The sequence below is a fragment of the Paracraurococcus ruber genome, from assembly GCF_004353985.1.
Taxonomy (GTDB): domain Bacteria; phylum Pseudomonadota; class Alphaproteobacteria; order Acetobacterales; family Acetobacteraceae; genus Paracraurococcus; species Paracraurococcus ruber.
In genome coordinates this window covers 1-15,196 of sequence record NZ_SMOA01000128.1, presented here as the reverse complement: position 1 = coordinate 15,196, position 15,196 = coordinate 1, and the positions used below count along the sequence as shown (strand labels likewise).

General features: G+C 70.7%; 16 protein-coding genes. 7 read left to right on the top strand and 9 right to left on the bottom strand.

Annotated elements, in window-relative coordinates; translation table 11 throughout:
* Positions 1-236: 236 nt before the first annotated feature.
* Positions 237-647, bottom strand: coding sequence for a hypothetical protein (locus tag E2C05_RS19815; RefSeq protein ID WP_133221386.1), 411 nt, complete (start codon positions 645-647; stop codon positions 237-239).
* Between the two features lie 48 nt (positions 648-695).
* Between E2C05_RS19815 and E2C05_RS19810 the strand changes: the two genes are divergently transcribed.
* Together E2C05_RS19810 and E2C05_RS19805 are read left to right on the top strand one after the other, a co-directional pair.
* Complete coding sequence (locus E2C05_RS19810) at positions 696-1,370, top strand: phosphatidylserine decarboxylase (RefSeq protein ID WP_133221385.1); 675 nt, start codon at positions 696-698, stop codon at positions 1,368-1,370.
* Entirely contained in the window at positions 1,367-2,269 is a 903-nt protein-coding gene (locus tag E2C05_RS19805; RefSeq protein ID WP_240046797.1) for a CDP-alcohol phosphatidyltransferase family protein, read from the top strand. Before E2C05_RS19810 ends, E2C05_RS19805 begins: the two co-directional genes overlap by 4 nt.
* 314 nt (positions 2,270-2,583) lie before the next feature.
* On the opposite strand, the gene E2C05_RS19800 is transcribed toward E2C05_RS19805, so the two are convergent.
* On the bottom strand, positions 2,584-3,246 hold the full coding sequence (locus tag E2C05_RS19800) for a glutathione S-transferase family protein (RefSeq protein WP_158292248.1): 663 nt from the start codon (positions 3,244-3,246) through the stop codon (positions 2,584-2,586).
* Between the two features lie 152 nt (positions 3,247-3,398).
* Here E2C05_RS19800 and E2C05_RS19795 point away from each other — a divergent pair, with 152 nt between their 5' ends.
* The 4 genes from E2C05_RS19795 to E2C05_RS19780 are packed head-to-tail and all read left to right on the top strand — an operon-like array spanning position 3,399 to position 7,181.
* Positions 3,399-4,670, top strand: coding sequence for an LLM class flavin-dependent oxidoreductase (locus E2C05_RS19795; RefSeq protein ID WP_133221383.1), 1,272 nt, complete (start codon positions 3,399-3,401; stop codon positions 4,668-4,670).
* A 4-nt stretch (positions 4,671-4,674) separates the two neighbouring features.
* The gene (locus tag E2C05_RS19790; protein WP_158292247.1) at positions 4,675-5,457 is read left to right on the top strand and encodes an alpha/beta fold hydrolase; all 783 of its coding nucleotides are present in this window, start codon (positions 4,675-4,677) and stop codon (positions 5,455-5,457) included.
* A gap of 4 nt (positions 5,458-5,461) precedes the next feature.
* Positions 5,462-6,409: an alpha/beta hydrolase gene (locus E2C05_RS19785; protein WP_133221381.1), complete on the top strand. Its 948-nt coding sequence runs from the start codon at positions 5,462-5,464 to the stop codon at positions 6,407-6,409.
* 4 nt (positions 6,410-6,413) lie between these two features.
* The gene (locus E2C05_RS19780; protein WP_133221380.1) at positions 6,414-7,181 is read left to right on the top strand and encodes a glucose 1-dehydrogenase; all 768 of its coding nucleotides are present in this window, start codon (positions 6,414-6,416) and stop codon (positions 7,179-7,181) included.
* A 64-nt stretch (positions 7,182-7,245) separates the two neighbouring features.
* Here E2C05_RS19780 and E2C05_RS19775 read toward each other — a convergent pair whose 3' ends face one another.
* From E2C05_RS19775 to E2C05_RS19745, 7 genes are all read right to left on the bottom strand, one after another.
* Positions 7,246-8,454, bottom strand: coding sequence for an ABC transporter substrate-binding protein (locus E2C05_RS19775; protein ID WP_133221379.1), 1,209 nt, complete (start codon positions 8,452-8,454; stop codon positions 7,246-7,248).
* A gap of 21 nt (positions 8,455-8,475) precedes the next feature.
* Positions 8,476-9,684 (bottom strand): ABC transporter substrate-binding protein, encoded by a 1,209-nt coding sequence (locus tag E2C05_RS19770; protein WP_133221378.1) that lies wholly within the window; start codon positions 9,682-9,684, stop codon positions 8,476-8,478.
* A 97-nt stretch (positions 9,685-9,781) separates the two neighbouring features.
* The gene (locus E2C05_RS19765) at positions 9,782-10,978 is read right to left on the bottom strand and encodes an ABC transporter substrate-binding protein (protein WP_133221377.1); all 1,197 of its coding nucleotides are present in this window, start codon (positions 10,976-10,978) and stop codon (positions 9,782-9,784) included.
* A 29-nt stretch (positions 10,979-11,007) separates the two neighbouring features.
* On the bottom strand, positions 11,008-12,027 hold the full coding sequence (locus tag E2C05_RS19760; protein WP_133221376.1) for a branched-chain amino acid ABC transporter permease: 1,020 nt from the start codon (positions 12,025-12,027) through the stop codon (positions 11,008-11,010).
* Between the two features lie 7 nt (positions 12,028-12,034).
* Complete coding sequence (locus tag E2C05_RS19755; protein WP_133221375.1) at positions 12,035-12,907, bottom strand: branched-chain amino acid ABC transporter permease; 873 nt, start codon at positions 12,905-12,907, stop codon at positions 12,035-12,037.
* A 123-nt stretch (positions 12,908-13,030) separates the two neighbouring features.
* Positions 13,031-13,741, bottom strand: coding sequence for an ABC transporter ATP-binding protein (locus E2C05_RS19750; protein ID WP_133221374.1), 711 nt, complete (start codon positions 13,739-13,741; stop codon positions 13,031-13,033).
* Positions 13,725-14,507, bottom strand: coding sequence for an ABC transporter ATP-binding protein (locus E2C05_RS19745; protein ID WP_133221373.1), 783 nt, complete (start codon positions 14,505-14,507; stop codon positions 13,725-13,727). The genes E2C05_RS19750 and E2C05_RS19745 overlap by 17 nt, the downstream gene beginning before the upstream one ends.
* A gap of 281 nt (positions 14,508-14,788) precedes the next feature.
* Here E2C05_RS19745 and E2C05_RS19740 point away from each other — a divergent pair.
* Positions 14,789-15,196 (top strand): hypothetical protein (locus E2C05_RS19740; protein WP_205082909.1); only part of this gene is annotated, 408 nt, incomplete at its 3' end.

Genomic DNA, 15,196 nt, shown 5'->3' with positions numbered 1-15,196 from the left:
CCGCCCGCCGCTGCGGGACCCGGCGGCGCGCGATGCCGAGCGGCGCCCGCGCGGCGGCGGGCCCTGACCGCGATCCTTGGGCTTCCGGGTCCGCCCGGCCTTCGAGGCGCGCCGGCGGCAGGCCGATGGCCCTGCCCGATGACACCGGGCCGGCGCCCGGCCCGCGGGCGGCGAGCACCCCCCCTTCGGGCACCCTGTGCCGGCCCTGCGGGCGCGGCGGGCCGATGCCCCAGGCGTCAGGCCGGGCCGGCCGAGACGCCTTCGAGCTGGTCGAGATAGGGGTCCATCGCCAGGGCGAAATCCACCATGGCGGCGATCAGCCGCGTGGCGGTCGGCGCCGCCGGGGTTTCCTGCTCCGCCTCCACCCGGATCCGGTGGTCCGGCAGCAGCTTCACCCGCCAGCCCGGCGGCAAGGCCTCCGGCAGGGTCCGCACCGTCGCCAGCGCCCCGGCGCGGTCGGCCCCCGCCTCGGCGGTGGAGGGGATGCGGCCGGCGATGGCCGCCAGCCGCAGCCCGTCCGGCACCACCGCGGCTTCGAACCGCCGGCCGCGCCAATGGAAGGACAAAGCCGGCGGCGCATGCGGCTCGCGCGGCCGGAGGGCGCCGTCCCGCTCGACGGCGAAGGGTCCGAGGGTCAGGGGCTGCATGGGGAGGCAGCTTGCCCCCGAAGGATGAAGACACCATAAACCGCCGCCATGGCGATCGGACGCAGTCTGCGGCTGGTGCTGGCCCCGCCGCATCCGGCTGGCCGGCCCTTCATTTATGGTGGCGTGGCGGTGGCCGTGCTGGGCGGTTGGCTGCTCGGCGGCTGGCTGTTCCAGCTCGCGCTCCTCTTCACCCTCTTCTGCCTGTACTTCTTCCGCGACCCCACCCGGGTGCCGCCGCGGCGGCCCGGGCTGGTGCTGGCGCCGGCGGATGGCCGCATCGTCGGCGTGACCCAGGCGGTCCCGCCGGAGGAGCTCGGCCTCGGGCCGCAGCCGCGCTGGCGGGTGGCGATCTTCCTCTCCGTCCTCGACGTGCATGTGAACCGCGTGCCGGTGGATGCGGTGGTGACGCGCATCGCCTACCGGCCGGGCAAGTACCTCAACGCCTCGCTCGACAAGGCGTCCGTGGACAATGAGCGCAACGCGCTGGCGCTGCGCCTGCCCGACGGGCGCGACATGGCGGTGGTGCAGATCGCCGGGCTGATCGCCCGCCGCATCCTCTGCGACGCGAAGGAAGGGGACCGGCTGGTGGCCGGCGACCGCTTCGGCATCATCCGCTTCGGCAGCCGCACCGATGTCTACCTGCCGGACGGCGTGGCGCCGCTGGTCGCGGAAGGCCAGACCATGATCGGCGGCGAGACGGTGATCGCGGAACTGGCATCGTGAGCGGCGCCGCCGGCGCCAGGCCGCCGGGGCTGCGCGGCCGGCTGCGGCAGTTCCGGCCGCGCACCCGGCCGCGCTACAAGGGCCCGTCCTTCAACCGGCTGGTGCCGAACATCCTGACCATGCTCGGCCTCTGCGCCGGGCTGACCGCCATCCGCGTCGCGCTGGATGCGCAATGGGAGAAGGCGGCGGTGCTGATCGTCGTCGCCGGCGCGATCGACGGGCTGGATGGACGCATCGCCCGGATGCTGAAGGGCACCAGCCGCTTCGGCGCCGAATTCGACAGCCTGTCCGACTTCCTCTGCTTCGGCGTGGCGCCGGCCCTCGTGCTGTACATGTGGACCTTGCACGACGCCCGCGGCATCGGCTTCGCGCCCTGCCTGCTGTTCGCGGTGTGCTCGGCGCTGCGGCTGGCGCGCTTCAATGCCTCCATCGTCGATGCGCCGGCGCTGCCGCTGACCGGGCCGCCGCCCAAGCCGGCCTATGCGCAGAATTTCTTCACCGGCGTGCCCGCGCCGGCGGGCGCCGGGCTGGCGCTGTTCCCGCTGTTTGCCGCCCTGACCTTCGAGGGCTGGGACCTGCCGGGCCTGGCCGCGGCGGTGCGCCACCCGGCCTTCGTCGGGCCGCTGCTGGTGCTGGTGGGCGGGCTGATGGTCTCGACGCTGCCGACCTGGAGCTTCAAGAATTTCAAGGTGCCGGCGGAATACGTGCTGCCACTGCTGCTGGGCATCGGCGCCTATGTCGCCGTGCTGCTGACCGAGCCCTGGGCGGCGCTGGCCGCGGCCGGCTTCATCTATGGCGGCATGCTGTTCTTCTCCGCCCGCAGCTACGCCAGGCTGAAGCGGGAGGCGGAGGCGATGCTGGAGCCGGTCCTGGTCGGCGGCGGCGAGGGCAAGGGCTGAGGTGGTGTCAGCCAGCGGGGCTTTTCCACCGGCCCGCCCGCCTGCCGCCTTCGGCCACAGCCGGCGGTGACGACCAGCCTCCGGCCGTGCGGAGGGGTGTGCCCGTGGGTCCTCGTCCGCGGCGCGCAACCCGCCCGCGCCAGGCCGCTGCGGGCCGGGAGGGTTCAGCGGATCGATGCGGGCCGTGCCGGCGAGCCATTCGGCCGGCCCCTTGCCGGATGGCTGCGAGTCCGCCCGATCCCGATCCGCTCTCTCCCTTCCTGTCCCCTGGGCGACGTCCCCATGTCCTGGCCCGGGCCGCCCGGCGGCGCGCCTCAGCGCCCGGCGAATTCCGCGTCCTTCTTCGGGATCAGGTCATAGGGCAGGGCGAAGCCGGGCAATGCCGCCAGCCGCTGCGCCCAGCGCTGCAGGCGGGGATAGTCGCCGATGTCGAGCCCGCCCTCGGCCATGAAGACCATGCGGCCCCAGCAGCCGATATCGGCGATGGAGGGCGCCTCCTCCCCCGCCAGCCAGTCGCGGCCATCGGCCAGCGCATCGTCGAGGAAGCGCAGCGCACCCTCCGCCAGCGGCCGGAAATAGGCCATCACCGCCGGATCCACCGCGCGGAAGCGGCTGTAGTGCCGCACCTTGGCGATGTTGGTGACCGCATCCGCTTCCCAGCTCAGCCATTCCCGTGCCGTCCAGCGCGCCTGCTCCGTCCGTGCCTCGAACGCGCCGGTCGCGCGGGCGAGGTAGTCGAGGATCACGTTCGACTGGATCACGGTCAGGCCGCGATGCCGCAGCGCCGGCACTTGGCCGTGGCGGTTCACCGCCAGGTAGTCCGGCGCCCGCTGCATCCCGGTCTTCAGGTTCACCGTGCGGAAGCTGAAGGGCAGGCCCGACAGCGACAGGAACAGCATCGGCTTGTAGCTGGAACTGCTGGTGAAGCTGCCGAACAGCACGAGGCGTTCGGGGTCCGCCGCCGCGGTGTTGACCATGCCCGTGCCCTCCGCGCGCCATGCTCGGCCGTGCCGCCGGCACGGGTCAAGGCCGCGGCTTTCGCTTTCCCTGCCAACCGATAGCCGGCTAGGCTTTCCGCAGAAGGCGGCCCCCATGCGGCGAGGCCGCCCAGCGCCCTGGAGGGTCGGCCATGAAGCTCATGTGGTTCCACCTGATGCCCTATACCGAGCTGCCGGAGAATTTCCGGCAGGAACATCCCTCGGTCTGGGTGGACATCCACAGCTCGCTCTTCGATCCGAAGCGGGCGCACCTGATGTACAACGACTTCATGGATGAGCTCGAATACGCCGCCGATTGCGGCTTCGACGCCATCTGCGTGAACGAGCACCATTCGAACGGCTACGGCCTGATGCCGAGCCCGAACCTGATCGCCAGCGCGCTGGCGCGGCGGACGACGCAGGTGCCGATCTGCGTCCTGGGCAATTCGCTGGCGCTCTACAACCCGCCGACCCGCGTCGCCGAGGAATTCGCGATGCTGGATGTCATCAGCGGCGGGCGGCTGATCGCCGGCTTCCCGGTGGGCACGCCGATGGACACGGTCTTCGCCTATGGCCAGAACCCGTCCACCCTGCGGGAAAAATACCTCGAGGCGCACGACCTGGTCATCAAAGCCTGGACGGAGAAGGAGACCTTCGCCTTCAACGGCCGCTTCAACCAGCAGCGCTACGTGAACATCTGGCCGCGCCCGGTGCAGCAGCCGCACCCGCCCATCTGGATCCCGGGCGGCGGCAGCATCGAGACCTGGCAGTGGTGCGCGCAGATGGACTACGTCTACTGCTACCTGTCCTACTACGGCTACAAGGCCGGCAAGGCGACCATGGACGGCTTCTGGGCCGAGATGGCGCGGTTGGGCAAGGACCGGAACCCCTACCGCGCCGGCTTCGCCCAGGTGATCGCGGTGGCCGAGAGCCGGCAGCAGGCGATGGACCTCTACACCGAACCCGCAGAATATTTCTTCAACCGCTGCCTCCACATCGACCCGCGCTTCGCCGCGCCCGCCGGCTACAGCACGGAGGCGACGCAGCGTGCCGGCCTCGAGAGCATGGTGAAGAAGGCGGCCAACGCCCAGTCGCTGATCATGGGCGACAAGATGAACCGCGGCATGACGATGCAGGACTTCGTCGATCGCGGCTACATCGTCATCGGCAGCCCGGATGAGGTGCTGGAGCAGATCAACGCCCTGGCGGACGACCTGCATGTCGGCCACCTCATGACGCTCATGCATTTCGGCAACATGGACAAGGCGCTGACCCAGTACAACACGCGCATGTTCGCCGAGCATGTGATGCCGCGGCTGAAGGACCGCTTCGCGGATTACGAGGATCGCTGGTGGCCGCAGCCGATGCAGCCGGCGGAAAGCGCGACGCCCGCCGCCTTCGCGCCGAAGCTGGCGGCGGAATAGCCCGGTGCAGGGGCCGGAGGTCACGACCCTCGACTTCGAGGGCTTCCCGATCCGCGTCTGGAGCAAGGGCAGCGGTCCGCCGCTGGGGTTCCTGGCGGGCTTCGGCGGGCTGCCGCGCTGGGTGCCCTTCCTGGATCGCCTGGCGGAGCGGCGGCACGTCGTCGTGCCGTCCTTGCCGGGCTTCCCCGGCGGCGACCGCGCGCACACCGTGCTGGACACGCATCTGGACTGGGTGCTGGCGGTGCGGCGCATCCTGCAGGCGGCGGGACTGCAGGGCGCGGACTTGGCGGGCAGCTCGGTCGGCGGCTCGCTGGCGGCCGAGGTGGCGGCCATCTGGCCCGACAGCCTGCGGCGCCTGGCGCTGATCGCGCCCTTCGGCCTCTATGACGAGGCCGATCCGCCGGCCGATCCCTGGGCGCAGCGGCCGGATTCCCTGGCGGCGCTGATGTGCGCCGATCCGGAGACCTGGAAGGCGCTGAGGGCCCCGCCGGAGGGCGCCAACGGCGTCGAATGGCCGATCGAGCAGACGCGCGCCATCGAGGCCTCGGCCCGCATCTTCTTCCCGCTGGGCAACACCAGGCTGGAGAAGCGCCTGCCCCTGATCAAGGCGCCGACCCTGCTGCTTTGGGGCGAGGCGGACCGCGCCATCCCGCCCGCCTATGCTGCGCGCATGGCGGCGAAGCTGGGCGGGCCGCATGAGATGGTGACGATCCCCGGCGCGGGGCATCTGGCCGAATTCGACCAGCCGGATATGGTGGCCCGGCATGTCCTGGACTGGATGGGGTGAGACGATGCCGATCGATCCGGGGGCGGTCTCCGTCCTCAACCTGATCAAGGAACTGGGCCGGCCGCCGCTGCACACGCTGAGCCCGGCCGAGGCGCGCGAGGCGAGCGCCAAGTCTCGCGCCGTGCTGGGCGCGCCGCCGGAAGATGTCGGGCTGGTGGAGGACCTGACCTGCCCCGGCCCGCGCGGGACGATCCCGCTGCGCCGCTACCGCGCCGCCGGCACCGAGGCGGGGGAGGCGCTGCCCTGCCTGGTGTACCTGCATGGCGGCGGCTGGGTGATCGGCGACCTCGACAGCCATGACGTGCCCTGCCGCATCCTGGCCAATGCCGCGCGCTGCAGCGTCATCTCGGTCGATTACCGCATGGCGCCGGAGCATGTGTACCCGGCGGCGGTGGAGGATTGCGCCGCGGCGCTGCGCTTCGTGGCGGAGAACGCGGCGAGCCTGCGCATCGATGCGAACCGCATCGCGGTCGGCGGCGACAGCGCCGGCGGCAACCTGGCCGCCGTGCTCGCCATCATGGCGCGCGACGGCACGGCGCCGAAGGTCGGGTTCCAGATGCTGCTCTACCCCGCCACCGACATGGCGGGGGAGCGGCCGGCCTATCAGCGCTTCACCGAGGGGCTGATCCTGACCGACAAGACCATGCGCTGGTTCATCGACCACTACACCCCCAACCGGTCGCGGCGGGTGGAATGGCAGGCCAGCCCCCTGCGCGTCCCGAGCCTGGCCGGCGTCGCCAGCGCCTATGTCATGACCGCCGGCTACGACCCGCTGGTGGACGAGGGCATCGAATTCGCCCGGCGGCTGGAGGCGGATGGCGTGCGCGTCACGCATGTCCACATGTCCGACCAGATCCATGCCTTCCTGACCATGGGCAGGTTCATCCCGGCCGCCGACCTGGCGCTGCGCCAGGCGGCGCTGGCGCTGGCCCACCATTTCAAGGGGGGCTGAGGCGATGCCGGGACTGCTGGAGGGCAAGTCGGCGCTGGTCACCGGCGCCGCATCGGGCATCGGCCGCGCCGCCGCGCTGGCCTTCGCGCGGGAAGGGGCCTGGGTGGCGGCGTCCGACCGCAACCTGGACGCCGCCAAGGGCACGGTGCGCGCCATCGAGGCGGCGGGCGGCCAGGCGGTGGCGATCGCCTGCGACGTGACCGAGGATGCGCAGGTGGCGGCCATGGTCGCCGCGGCGGTGGAAGCCTTCGGCAGCCTGGACTGCGCCTTCAACAATGCCGGGATCGCGCCCTACCAGCTCAACTCGGCCGGCGTGCTGGCGGCGGACCTGGAGGAAGCGGCCTGGCTGGGCCTGATCGACGTGAACCTGCACGGCGTCTGGCGCTGCCTGCGGCATGAGGTGGCGCAGATGCGGAAGCAGGGCGGCGGCGCCATCGTCAACACCGCCAGCATCCTGGGGCTGGTGGGGTCCGGCGGCGCCGCGTCCTATGTCGCGGGCAAGCATGCGGTGGTGGGGCTGACCAAGGCGGCCGCCATCGACCATGCGCCGGAGAACATCCGCGTCAACGCCGTCTGCCCCGGCTATATCGAGACGCCGATGACCGAGGAGACCATGCGCCGGCGCGGCGAGGCGATTATGGCGCGCGTGCCGCTGGCGCGGATGGGCACGCCGGAGGAGATCGCCGAGGCGGTGGTCTGGATGTGCAGCGACCGCGCCGGCTTCGTCACCGGGGCCTGCTGGCAGGTGGACGGCGGCTACACGGCGCGCTGAGCGGCCGGCGCCGGGGCCTGCGCCGGGCATGGGAGGCGCGGGGCATCCGCCCCGCGCCGGCCCGTCACACATTCGCCCCTTCGATCACCCCGCCGAAGCGCTGCCAGGTCTGCCCGGTCCAGCGTTGCAGCTGCATCTGCCGGATCGGGTGGAAATTGGTCGGCGAGGTCGAGACCTTGATACCCGGGATCAGCGTCGCCGGGATGAAGTCCCTGATGCTCGCCGCCTGCTTCATGATGCTTTCGCGGCTGAAATTCCCCTCGCACTGCTTCAGCACCTGCATCAGCGTCTGCGCGATGCCGTAGGCGAAGGGGTAGCTGCCGTCCTTCTGGTCGCCGTTCGGGATGTGCTTCGCCATGAAGGCGCGCCATTCCCGCATGCCGGCGTCGTTGTCCCAGCCCGGATCGGTCGGGTCCTTCAGATAGGCGCTGGTGATGATGCCGACGCCCTTCTCCGGCCCCGCCGGCTCCATCACCGTGCCGACGCTGATGGAGACGTTGGTCAGGTAGTAGAAGGCCGGGCGCCAGCCCACGTCGAAGACGCGGCGGATCGCCTGGGCGGCGAATTTCGGCGTCGTCGCGGTCAGCATCACGTCGCAGCCGCCCTGCTGCAGGGACACGACCTGGCTGTCGATGGTCGGGTCCGTCGCCTCGTGGCTCACGGCCCGCACCATCTGGTCGTAGCGGGCGCCGAGGATGTCGCGCACGCCCGTGACGTAGTCCTTGCCGAAGTCGTCGTTCTGGTAGAGCAGGCCGATCCGCGGGTTCGGCCGCTCCGCCAGCAGGTGCTTCATGTAGATCTGCGCCTCGGTCCGGTAGCTGGGCTGCCAGCCGATGGTCCAGGGCGTGTCCTGGTAGTTCCCCCACTTGTCGGCGCCGGTCGAGAGAAAGATGTGCGGCACCTTGCGCTGGTTCATGTAGCGCAGGATGGCGCTGTTGGCGGCGGTGCCGAGCTGGTTGAAGGTGAAGGCGACGCGGTCCTGCTCCACCAGCCGGCGGGTCTGCTCCACCGTCTTGGGCGGGCTGTAGCCGTCGTCATAGGTGATGAAGTTGATCCGGCGGCCGGCGATGCCGCCCTGGTCGTTCACCATCCTGAAGAAGGCTTCGTGCGAGCGGCCGATGACGCCATAGGCGCTGGCCGGGCCGCTATAGGGCATGGTGTTGCCGATGCGGATCTCGGTGGCCGTCACGCCCGGCGTCTCCTGCGCGCGCGCGATCCCCGGCATGGCGAGCCCGGCCGCCGAGGCGGCGAGGAAGGTCCTGCGGTTCAGCATTCCTGTCGTCTCCCAGTTCGTTCAGACTTCCGCGCCCTCGATCAGCCCGCCGAAGCGGACCCAGGAGGCGCCGTCCCAGCGCTGCAGCTGCATCTTCTGGATCGGCCGGTAGTCCTGCGGCCCGGTGTCCAGCGTGATGCCCGGCAGCAGCACCGGGATGGCCACGGTCTTGAGGCCGGCGGCCTGCTTCATCACGTTCTCCCGGCTGAAATTGCCGTCGCACTGCGTCAGCAGCTGCTGCAGCGTGCGGCCGAGCGCGAAGCCGTAGACCGTGTTGGCGTCCTGCAGGTCGCCTTCCGGCATCCACTGCTTCATGAAGGCGCGGTACTCGTTCATGCCGGGGTCGTCGCGCCAGGCGGCGTCCCCCTGCTCCTTCAGGTAGCCGGAGGTGATGATGCCGATCCCCTTCTCGACCCCCGCCGGCTGCATGACCGCGCCGACCGAGAGCGAGACATTGGTCAGGTAGCGCTGCGCGTTCCAGCCGATGTCATGCGTCTTGCGGATGGCCTGCGCCGCCGCCTTGGGGCCGAGCGCGATCATCAGCGTGTCGGCGCCGGTCCCCTGCAGCGACAGGATCTGGCTGTCCGGCGTCGGGTCGGTGATCTCGAAGCTCGCGGTCTTCACCGTGGCGTCGAAGCGCTGCGCGCCGATCACGTCGCGCAGGCCGGCGATGTAGTCCTTCCCGAAATCGTCGTTCTGGAAGATGATCGCCAGCCGGAAATCCTTGCCCTGGGACAGCAGGTGCTTGGCGTAGATCTGCGCCTCGGTCCGGTAGCTGGGCTGCCAGCCCATGGTCCAGGGGAATTCCTGCCAGTTGCCCCATTTGTCGGCGCCCGTCGCGACGAAGAGCTGCGGCACCTTGCGCTGGTTGCAGTAGCGCTGGACCGCGCTGTTGGTCGGCGTGCCCAGCGTGTTGAACAGGAAGGCGACGCGGTCCTGCTCGACTAGGCGGCGGATCTGCTCCACCGTCTTGGGCGGGGAGAAGCCGTCGTCGTAGCTGATCCAGTTGATCTTGCGGCCCGCGAATCCGCCCTGCTCGTTCAGCATGCGGATATAGGCCTGCTCGGTGCGGCCGATGACGCCATAGGCGCTGTTCGGCCCGCTATACGGCATGGTGTTGCCGATGCGGATCTCGGTCGCGGTGACCCCGGGCAATTCCTGCGCCCGCACCACCCCCGGCGCCGCCAATCCCGCGGCCGCCGCCGCCAGCACATGCCGCCTGCCGAGCATCCTGTTTCCTCCCCCCCCTGTTCGGACCGGGCCGCCGCCGGGCCGGTCGGCCAGGCGGCGTGGTCCCGTTCCGTGGACCCCGGGGGCGCGCGTGCCGCTACACGTTCGCGCCCTCGATCACATTGCCGAAGCGCACCCAGCTTCGCCCGTCCCAGCGCTGCAGCTGCATCTGCCGGATGACGTGGTAGTTGTCCGGCTGGGTCTGCACCCGGATGCCGGGCAGCAGCGTGGCGATGTCCATCGGCGCGATGTTCGTCGCCTGCCGCATGACATTCTCGCGGCTGAAGTCGGTGCCGCATTGCCGCAGCACCTGGATCATCGTGCTGCCGGCGCCGTAGGCATAGGTATAGTTGTTGTCGGTCAGGTCGGCATCCGGGATGTAGCGGCGCATGAAGTCCCGCCACTCGTTCATGCCGGCATCGGTCGCCCAGGCCGGGTCGGTCTGGTCCTTCCGGTAGTCGGAGGTGATGAGGCCGACGCCCTTCTCGACGCCCGCGGGCTGCATCACCGCGCCGACCGAGACCGAGACGTTGGTCATGAACATCATCGGCCGCCAGCCGATGTCGAAGACGCGGCGGATCGCCTGCGCCGCGAAGCGCGGCGTCGTCGCGCAGACCAGCACGTCATGGCCCTGCAGCTGGACGATCTGGCTGTCGATGGTGGGATCCGTCGCCTCGTAGGTCGCGGTGGTCAGCGGCCGGTTGCCGAGGACGTCCTTCAGCCCGTTCAGGTAGTCCTTGCCGAAATCGTCGTTCTGGTAGAGCAGGGCGATGCGCCCCTGCGGCCGTTCCGCCAGGATGTGCTTGGCGTAGATCTGCGCCTCGGTCCGGTAGCTGGGCTGCCAGCCGATGGTCCAGGGGAACTCCTTCGGCTGCGCCCATTTGTCGGCGCCGGTCGCCAGGAACAGGTGCGGCACCTTCCGCTGGTTGACGTAGCGGTGGATGGCGTTGTTGGTCGGCGTGCCCAGGCTGTTGAACAGGAAGGCGACGCGGTCCTGCTCCACCAGGCGGCGGGTCTGCTCCAGCGTGCGCGGCGGCTGGTAGGCGTCGTCATAGACGGTGAAGCTGACCTTGCGGCCGCCGACGCCGCCCTGGTCGTTCAGCCGCCTGAACATCGCCTCCAGGCAGCGGGAGATGACGGAATAGGCCGATACAGGGCCGGACAGCGCATTGGTGCTGCCGATGCGGATCTCGGTCGCGGTCACGCCCGGCGCATCCTGCGCCGGGGCGAGGCGAGGGACGGCCAGGGTGCCGGCAGCGGCGGCCCCGATCAGCGTGCGGCGTTGGATGGTCATGCAGGCACTCCCGGTCTTCGTTGGTCGTTTCAGCCGCGCCCGCGCAGCTTCGCGGCGATCCGCCGCAGCAGCCCCGCGAAGCCGTCCGGCAGCAGGAACAGGAACAGGATGAGGATGACGCCGTAGATCACGCCCGGCGCGGCCTTGCTGATGGCTTCCGCGATGTTCGGCACGAACAGCACGAACAGCCCGCCGAAGAGCGAGCCGAGGATGGAGGCGACGCCGCCCACCACCATCCCGACGAAGAGCGTGATGGACACGCCGAAGGAGAAGCTGTCGGGCGCCACGAACTCGATCGCGACCGCCGACAGGCTGCCGGCGATGCCGGTGATCATGGCGGACAGCGCGAAGGCCTTCGTCTTGAGCGAGCCGATATCCATCCCCATCGCCTCGGCCGCCGTGGCATGGTCGCGCGTCGCCATCAGGGCGCGGCCGATGCGGCTGCGGATCAGGTTCCAGACCAGCAGGAAGCAGGCCCCGGCGACGATCACCGCCACCAGGTACATCCACTGGTCGGAGGAGAGCGGCAGGCCGAAGGGCGCGTCCGGCTTGACCAGGAACAGGCCCTGCACGCCGCCGGTCCAGTCCTCGATGCTCTTGTGCTTGAGGATCTGCGGGACCGCCACGGCCAGGGAGAAGGTGGTCAGCGCCAGGTAGTGGCCGGCCAGCCGCAGCGCCGGGAAGCCCACGCCATAGCCCAGGCCGGCGCAGACCGCGGCCGAGATCGGCAGGGTCGGCCAGAAGGACCAGTCGAAATGCGACATCAGGATGGCGGTGCAATAGGCGCCGACGGCGAAGAAGGCGCCATGCCCCAGGCTGATCTGGCCGTTGTAGCCGGTGACGATGTTCAGCCCCAGCACCGCCAGCGCCATGATGACGGCCATGGTCAGCTGGAAGAGATGGAAGCTCTCCAGCACGAAGATCGGCGCGATGGCCGCCGCCAGCCCCAGCAGGACCAGCGCGATGCGCTGCCAGGCCGGGGTCGCGGCGGCGGGAAGCGGGATGGCCGCGATCGCGGCATCGGCGGGCAGGCCCTTGCTGACGCTCATGGCTTCCTCACACCCGGCTGAAGACGACGCGGCCGAACAGGCCGGAGGGGCGCACCACGAGCACGCCGATGATGATCGCCAGCGCGACGGTCAGCTTGAGCTCGGTGCCGACCACATAGGCGCCGGCCAGGTTCTCCAGCACGCCGACGGCGAAGCCGCCCAGCACCGCGCCCATCGGGTTGTCGATGCCGCCCAGCAGGGCGCCGGCGAAGGCGTAGAGCAGGATGCCGAGCATCATGGTGGGGTCGAGGAAGACGACGGGCGCCACCATCATCCCCGCCACCGCGCCGATCGCCGCCGCCAGCCCCCAGCCCAGCGCCAGCATCCAGCCGACGCGGATGCCGACCAGGCGGGAGGAGCGCGGGTTGTAGGCCGCCGCCCGCATGGCCAGCCCCAGCTTGGTGAAGCGGAAGAAGGCCCAGACCAGCGTCAGCACGGTCAGCGTCACCACCGTGCTGCCCAGTTCATGCGCCGAGACCAGGCCGCCCAGCAGCGGCCCGTCGCTGGTGAAGGGGCTGGGGAAGACCTTGGTGGTGTAGCCGAAGATCCACCCCGTGGCGTTGCCGACGATCAGCAGCAGGCCGATGAAGACGCCCACCATGGTCAGCACCGGCGCATTCGCCACCGGCCGGATCAGGATGCGCTCCACCACCACCCCGATGGCGAAGGAGACGACGATGGTGCCGAAGAAGGCGACCCAGTAGGGCAGGCCGGCCTGCACCATGCTCCAGGCGATGAAGCAGGACAGGGTGGCCATTTCCCCTTGCGCGAAATTCACGTGGTGCGTCGCCTGGTAGATCATGACGATGGCGAGCGCGACGGAGGCATAGATGCCGCCCGTGGCGATGCCGGCGACGATCTGGTGCGCTAATCCGTCCATGGTCACACTCCGTTTGCGCGGGCCGATCCAGGTGTCCGCATCTGCGATGCCGCGGTCACCGGACGGCGTGGCGGGCCGGCCGCCTCGGGCTTGCGCATCTGCGGTGCCCCGGTCATCGGGCGGCTAGTATCCCAGGTAGGAACGGCGGATCGCCTCGTCCTGCCGGATCTCGGCGGCGCGGCCGGACATGACGATCGTCCCGGTCTCCAGCAGGTAGGCCAGGTCGGCGAGCTCCAGCGCCAGGTTGGCATTCTGCTCGACCAGCAGGATGCCGACCCCGCTCTCGTCCCGGATCCGGCGCATGATGCCGAAGATCTCCTGGACGATGAGCGGCGCGAGGCCGAAGCTCGGCTCATCCAGCAGCAGCAGCTTGGGCCGCAGCAGCAGCGCGCGGGCGATGGCCAGCATCTGCTGCTCCCCGCCCGAGAGCGTGCCGGCCTGCTGCTTCCAGCGCTGCTTCAGGCGCGGGAACCAGGCGCACATCCGGTCGAAATCGGCCTGCACCTGGTTGTCGTTGCGGACATAGGCGCCGAGCTTGAAATTCTCCTCGACCGTCAGCTCCATGAAGGTGCCGCGACCGTCGGGCACATGCGCGATGCCGCGGCGGACGATGTCCTCCGTCGCCCGGCCATGCAGCCGGTCGCCCCGGAAGCTGATCTCGCCTTCCGTGCGCACCATGCCGCAGATGGCGCGCAGCGTGGTGGTCTTGCCCGCGCCATTGGCGCCGAGCAGCGCGGTGACGCCGCCTTCCTCCACCTGGAAGTCGAGCCCGTGCAGCACATGCGTCGGGCCGTAGCCGGCCTTCAGCCCCTTGACGTCAAGCAGCGTGGGCATGGCCGTCCCCCGCGCCGAGATAGGCGGTGATCACCGCCGGGTCGGCGCGCACCTGCTCCGGCGTGCCGTCGGCGATCTTCTTGCCGAAATCCAGCACCGCCACCTTGTCGGAGACGCGCATGACGAGGCTCATGTGATGCTCGACCAGCAGGATCGAGAGGTCGAAATTCCGCCGGATGTCCACCAGCAGCCCGGCGAGGTCGTCCACCTCGCCATGGTTCAGGCCGCCCGCCGGCTCGTCGAGCAGGAGGAGCTTGGGCTGGCTGATCAGGGCGCGCGCCATCTCCACCCGCTTCTGCCAGCCGAAGGGCAGGGCGGTGACCGGCGCGTCCGCCACGCGTTCCAGGTTCAGCAGCGCCAGCAGCTCATCGGCGCGGCGGCTGGCCTGCGCCGCTTCCCGCCGCACCTGCGGCAGCGCGAAGGCGCTGGCGACGAAGCCGGTCCGCCCGCTGCTATGCGCGCCGGCCAGCACATTCTCCCGCACCGTCATGCTGCGGAACAGCGCCAGGTTCTGGAAGGTGCGGCCGATGCCGAGGCCGGTCATGCGGTGCCGCGGCAGGCCGGTGATCTCCTGCCCGGCGAAGACGATGCGGCCGCTGTTCGGGCGGTAGATGCCGCTGATGCAGTTGAAGGTGGTGGTCTTGCCGGCGCCGTTCGGGCCGATCAGCCCGCAGATCTGCCGTTCCGCGACCTCGAAGGACACGCCGGCCACGGCGGTCACGCCGCCGAAGCGGATGACGATGTCCTGCACCTCGAGCAGGGGCATGCGGCCGCCGGTCAGCGCAGGCGGCCGCGCCGCGGGGCGCGTAGGGGATGGGTGCGGGGCCGCGCCGGCGGCCCCTGGCGGCGATGCATGAAGCCTCCCCTTTTTGCGGGGCCACGCGGCGATGCCGGCGGCCTGTTCGTTCCTGGACGGGCGGCATTAGACCGGCGCCGCGCGGGGGGCGCAAGCGGGCAGGCCGGCCGCCGCGGCGCCCCGCCGCCTTCATCGCAAATTTACGACGGCGCGCTATCGCCGGGGCCCATGGCTGCTCTGGACCATCCGGCATGACCAGCGTCGCAACGGGTTCCGCCACCGGCCTGCGGGGGCGGCTCCTGCTGCTCGGCCTGGGGTCGGCCTTGCTCGGCCTGCTGCTGGCCGGCCTCGCCGGGCTGCTGGCCGGGCGCGACCTGCGCGATGCCGCGCTGCGCGACGCCATGGCCGGCGCCCTGGTCCGCGCCGACACCGCAATTGGCGATGCCTCGGCGGCGATGCACGCGACCGCCGCCGCCCTGGCCCGCCGCCCGGATGTCGCCGCTGCCCTGGCGGCGGGCGATGCCGCGCCGCTGCGCGCCGCGCTCGCTGACGCCTTCGAGACGCTTCCCGGCGGCCGCCTGGCCTGGCTGGACGCGACGGATGCCGCCGGCCGGCTGCTGGCCCGCGCCGCGGATCCGGCCGCCATGGCCGGCGAAGCG

Excerpts from the sequence above, each read along its gene's own strand:
- E2C05_RS19795 (WP_133221383.1), top strand. The coding sequence starts at position 3,399 with ATGAAGCTCATGTGGTTCCACCTGATGCCCTATACCGAGCTGCCGGAG.
- E2C05_RS19785 (WP_133221381.1), top strand. The coding sequence starts at position 5,462 with ATGCCGATCGATCCGGGGGCGGTCTCCGTCCTCAACCTGATCAAGGAA.
- E2C05_RS19760 (WP_133221376.1), bottom strand. The coding sequence starts at position 12,027 with ATGAGCGTCAGCAAGGGCCTGCCCGCCGATGCCGCGATCGCGGCCATC.
- E2C05_RS19775 (WP_133221379.1), bottom strand. The coding sequence starts at position 8,454 with ATGCTGAACCGCAGGACCTTCCTCGCCGCCTCGGCGGCCGGGCTCGCC.
- E2C05_RS19750 (WP_133221374.1), bottom strand. The coding sequence starts at position 13,741 with ATGCCCACGCTGCTTGACGTCAAGGGGCTGAAGGCCGGCTACGGCCCG.
- E2C05_RS19780 (WP_133221380.1), top strand. The coding sequence starts at position 6,414 with ATGCCGGGACTGCTGGAGGGCAAGTCGGCGCTGGTCACCGGCGCCGCA.
- E2C05_RS19815 (WP_133221386.1), bottom strand. The coding sequence starts at position 647 with ATGCAGCCCCTGACCCTCGGACCCTTCGCCGTCGAGCGGGACGGCGCC.
- E2C05_RS19800 (WP_158292248.1), bottom strand. The coding sequence starts at position 3,246 with ATGGTCAACACCGCGGCGGCGGACCCCGAACGCCTCGTGCTGTTCGGC.
- E2C05_RS19765 (WP_133221377.1), bottom strand. The coding sequence starts at position 10,978 with ATGACCATCCAACGCCGCACGCTGATCGGGGCCGCCGCTGCCGGCACC.
- E2C05_RS19745 (WP_133221373.1), bottom strand. The coding sequence starts at position 14,507 with ATGCCCCTGCTCGAGGTGCAGGACATCGTCATCCGCTTCGGCGGCGTG.
- E2C05_RS19770 (WP_133221378.1), bottom strand. The coding sequence starts at position 9,684 with ATGCTCGGCAGGCGGCATGTGCTGGCGGCGGCGGCCGCGGGATTGGCG.
- E2C05_RS19810 (WP_133221385.1), top strand. The coding sequence starts at position 696 with ATGGCGATCGGACGCAGTCTGCGGCTGGTGCTGGCCCCGCCGCATCCG.
- E2C05_RS19755 (WP_133221375.1), bottom strand. The coding sequence starts at position 12,907 with ATGGACGGATTAGCGCACCAGATCGTCGCCGGCATCGCCACGGGCGGC.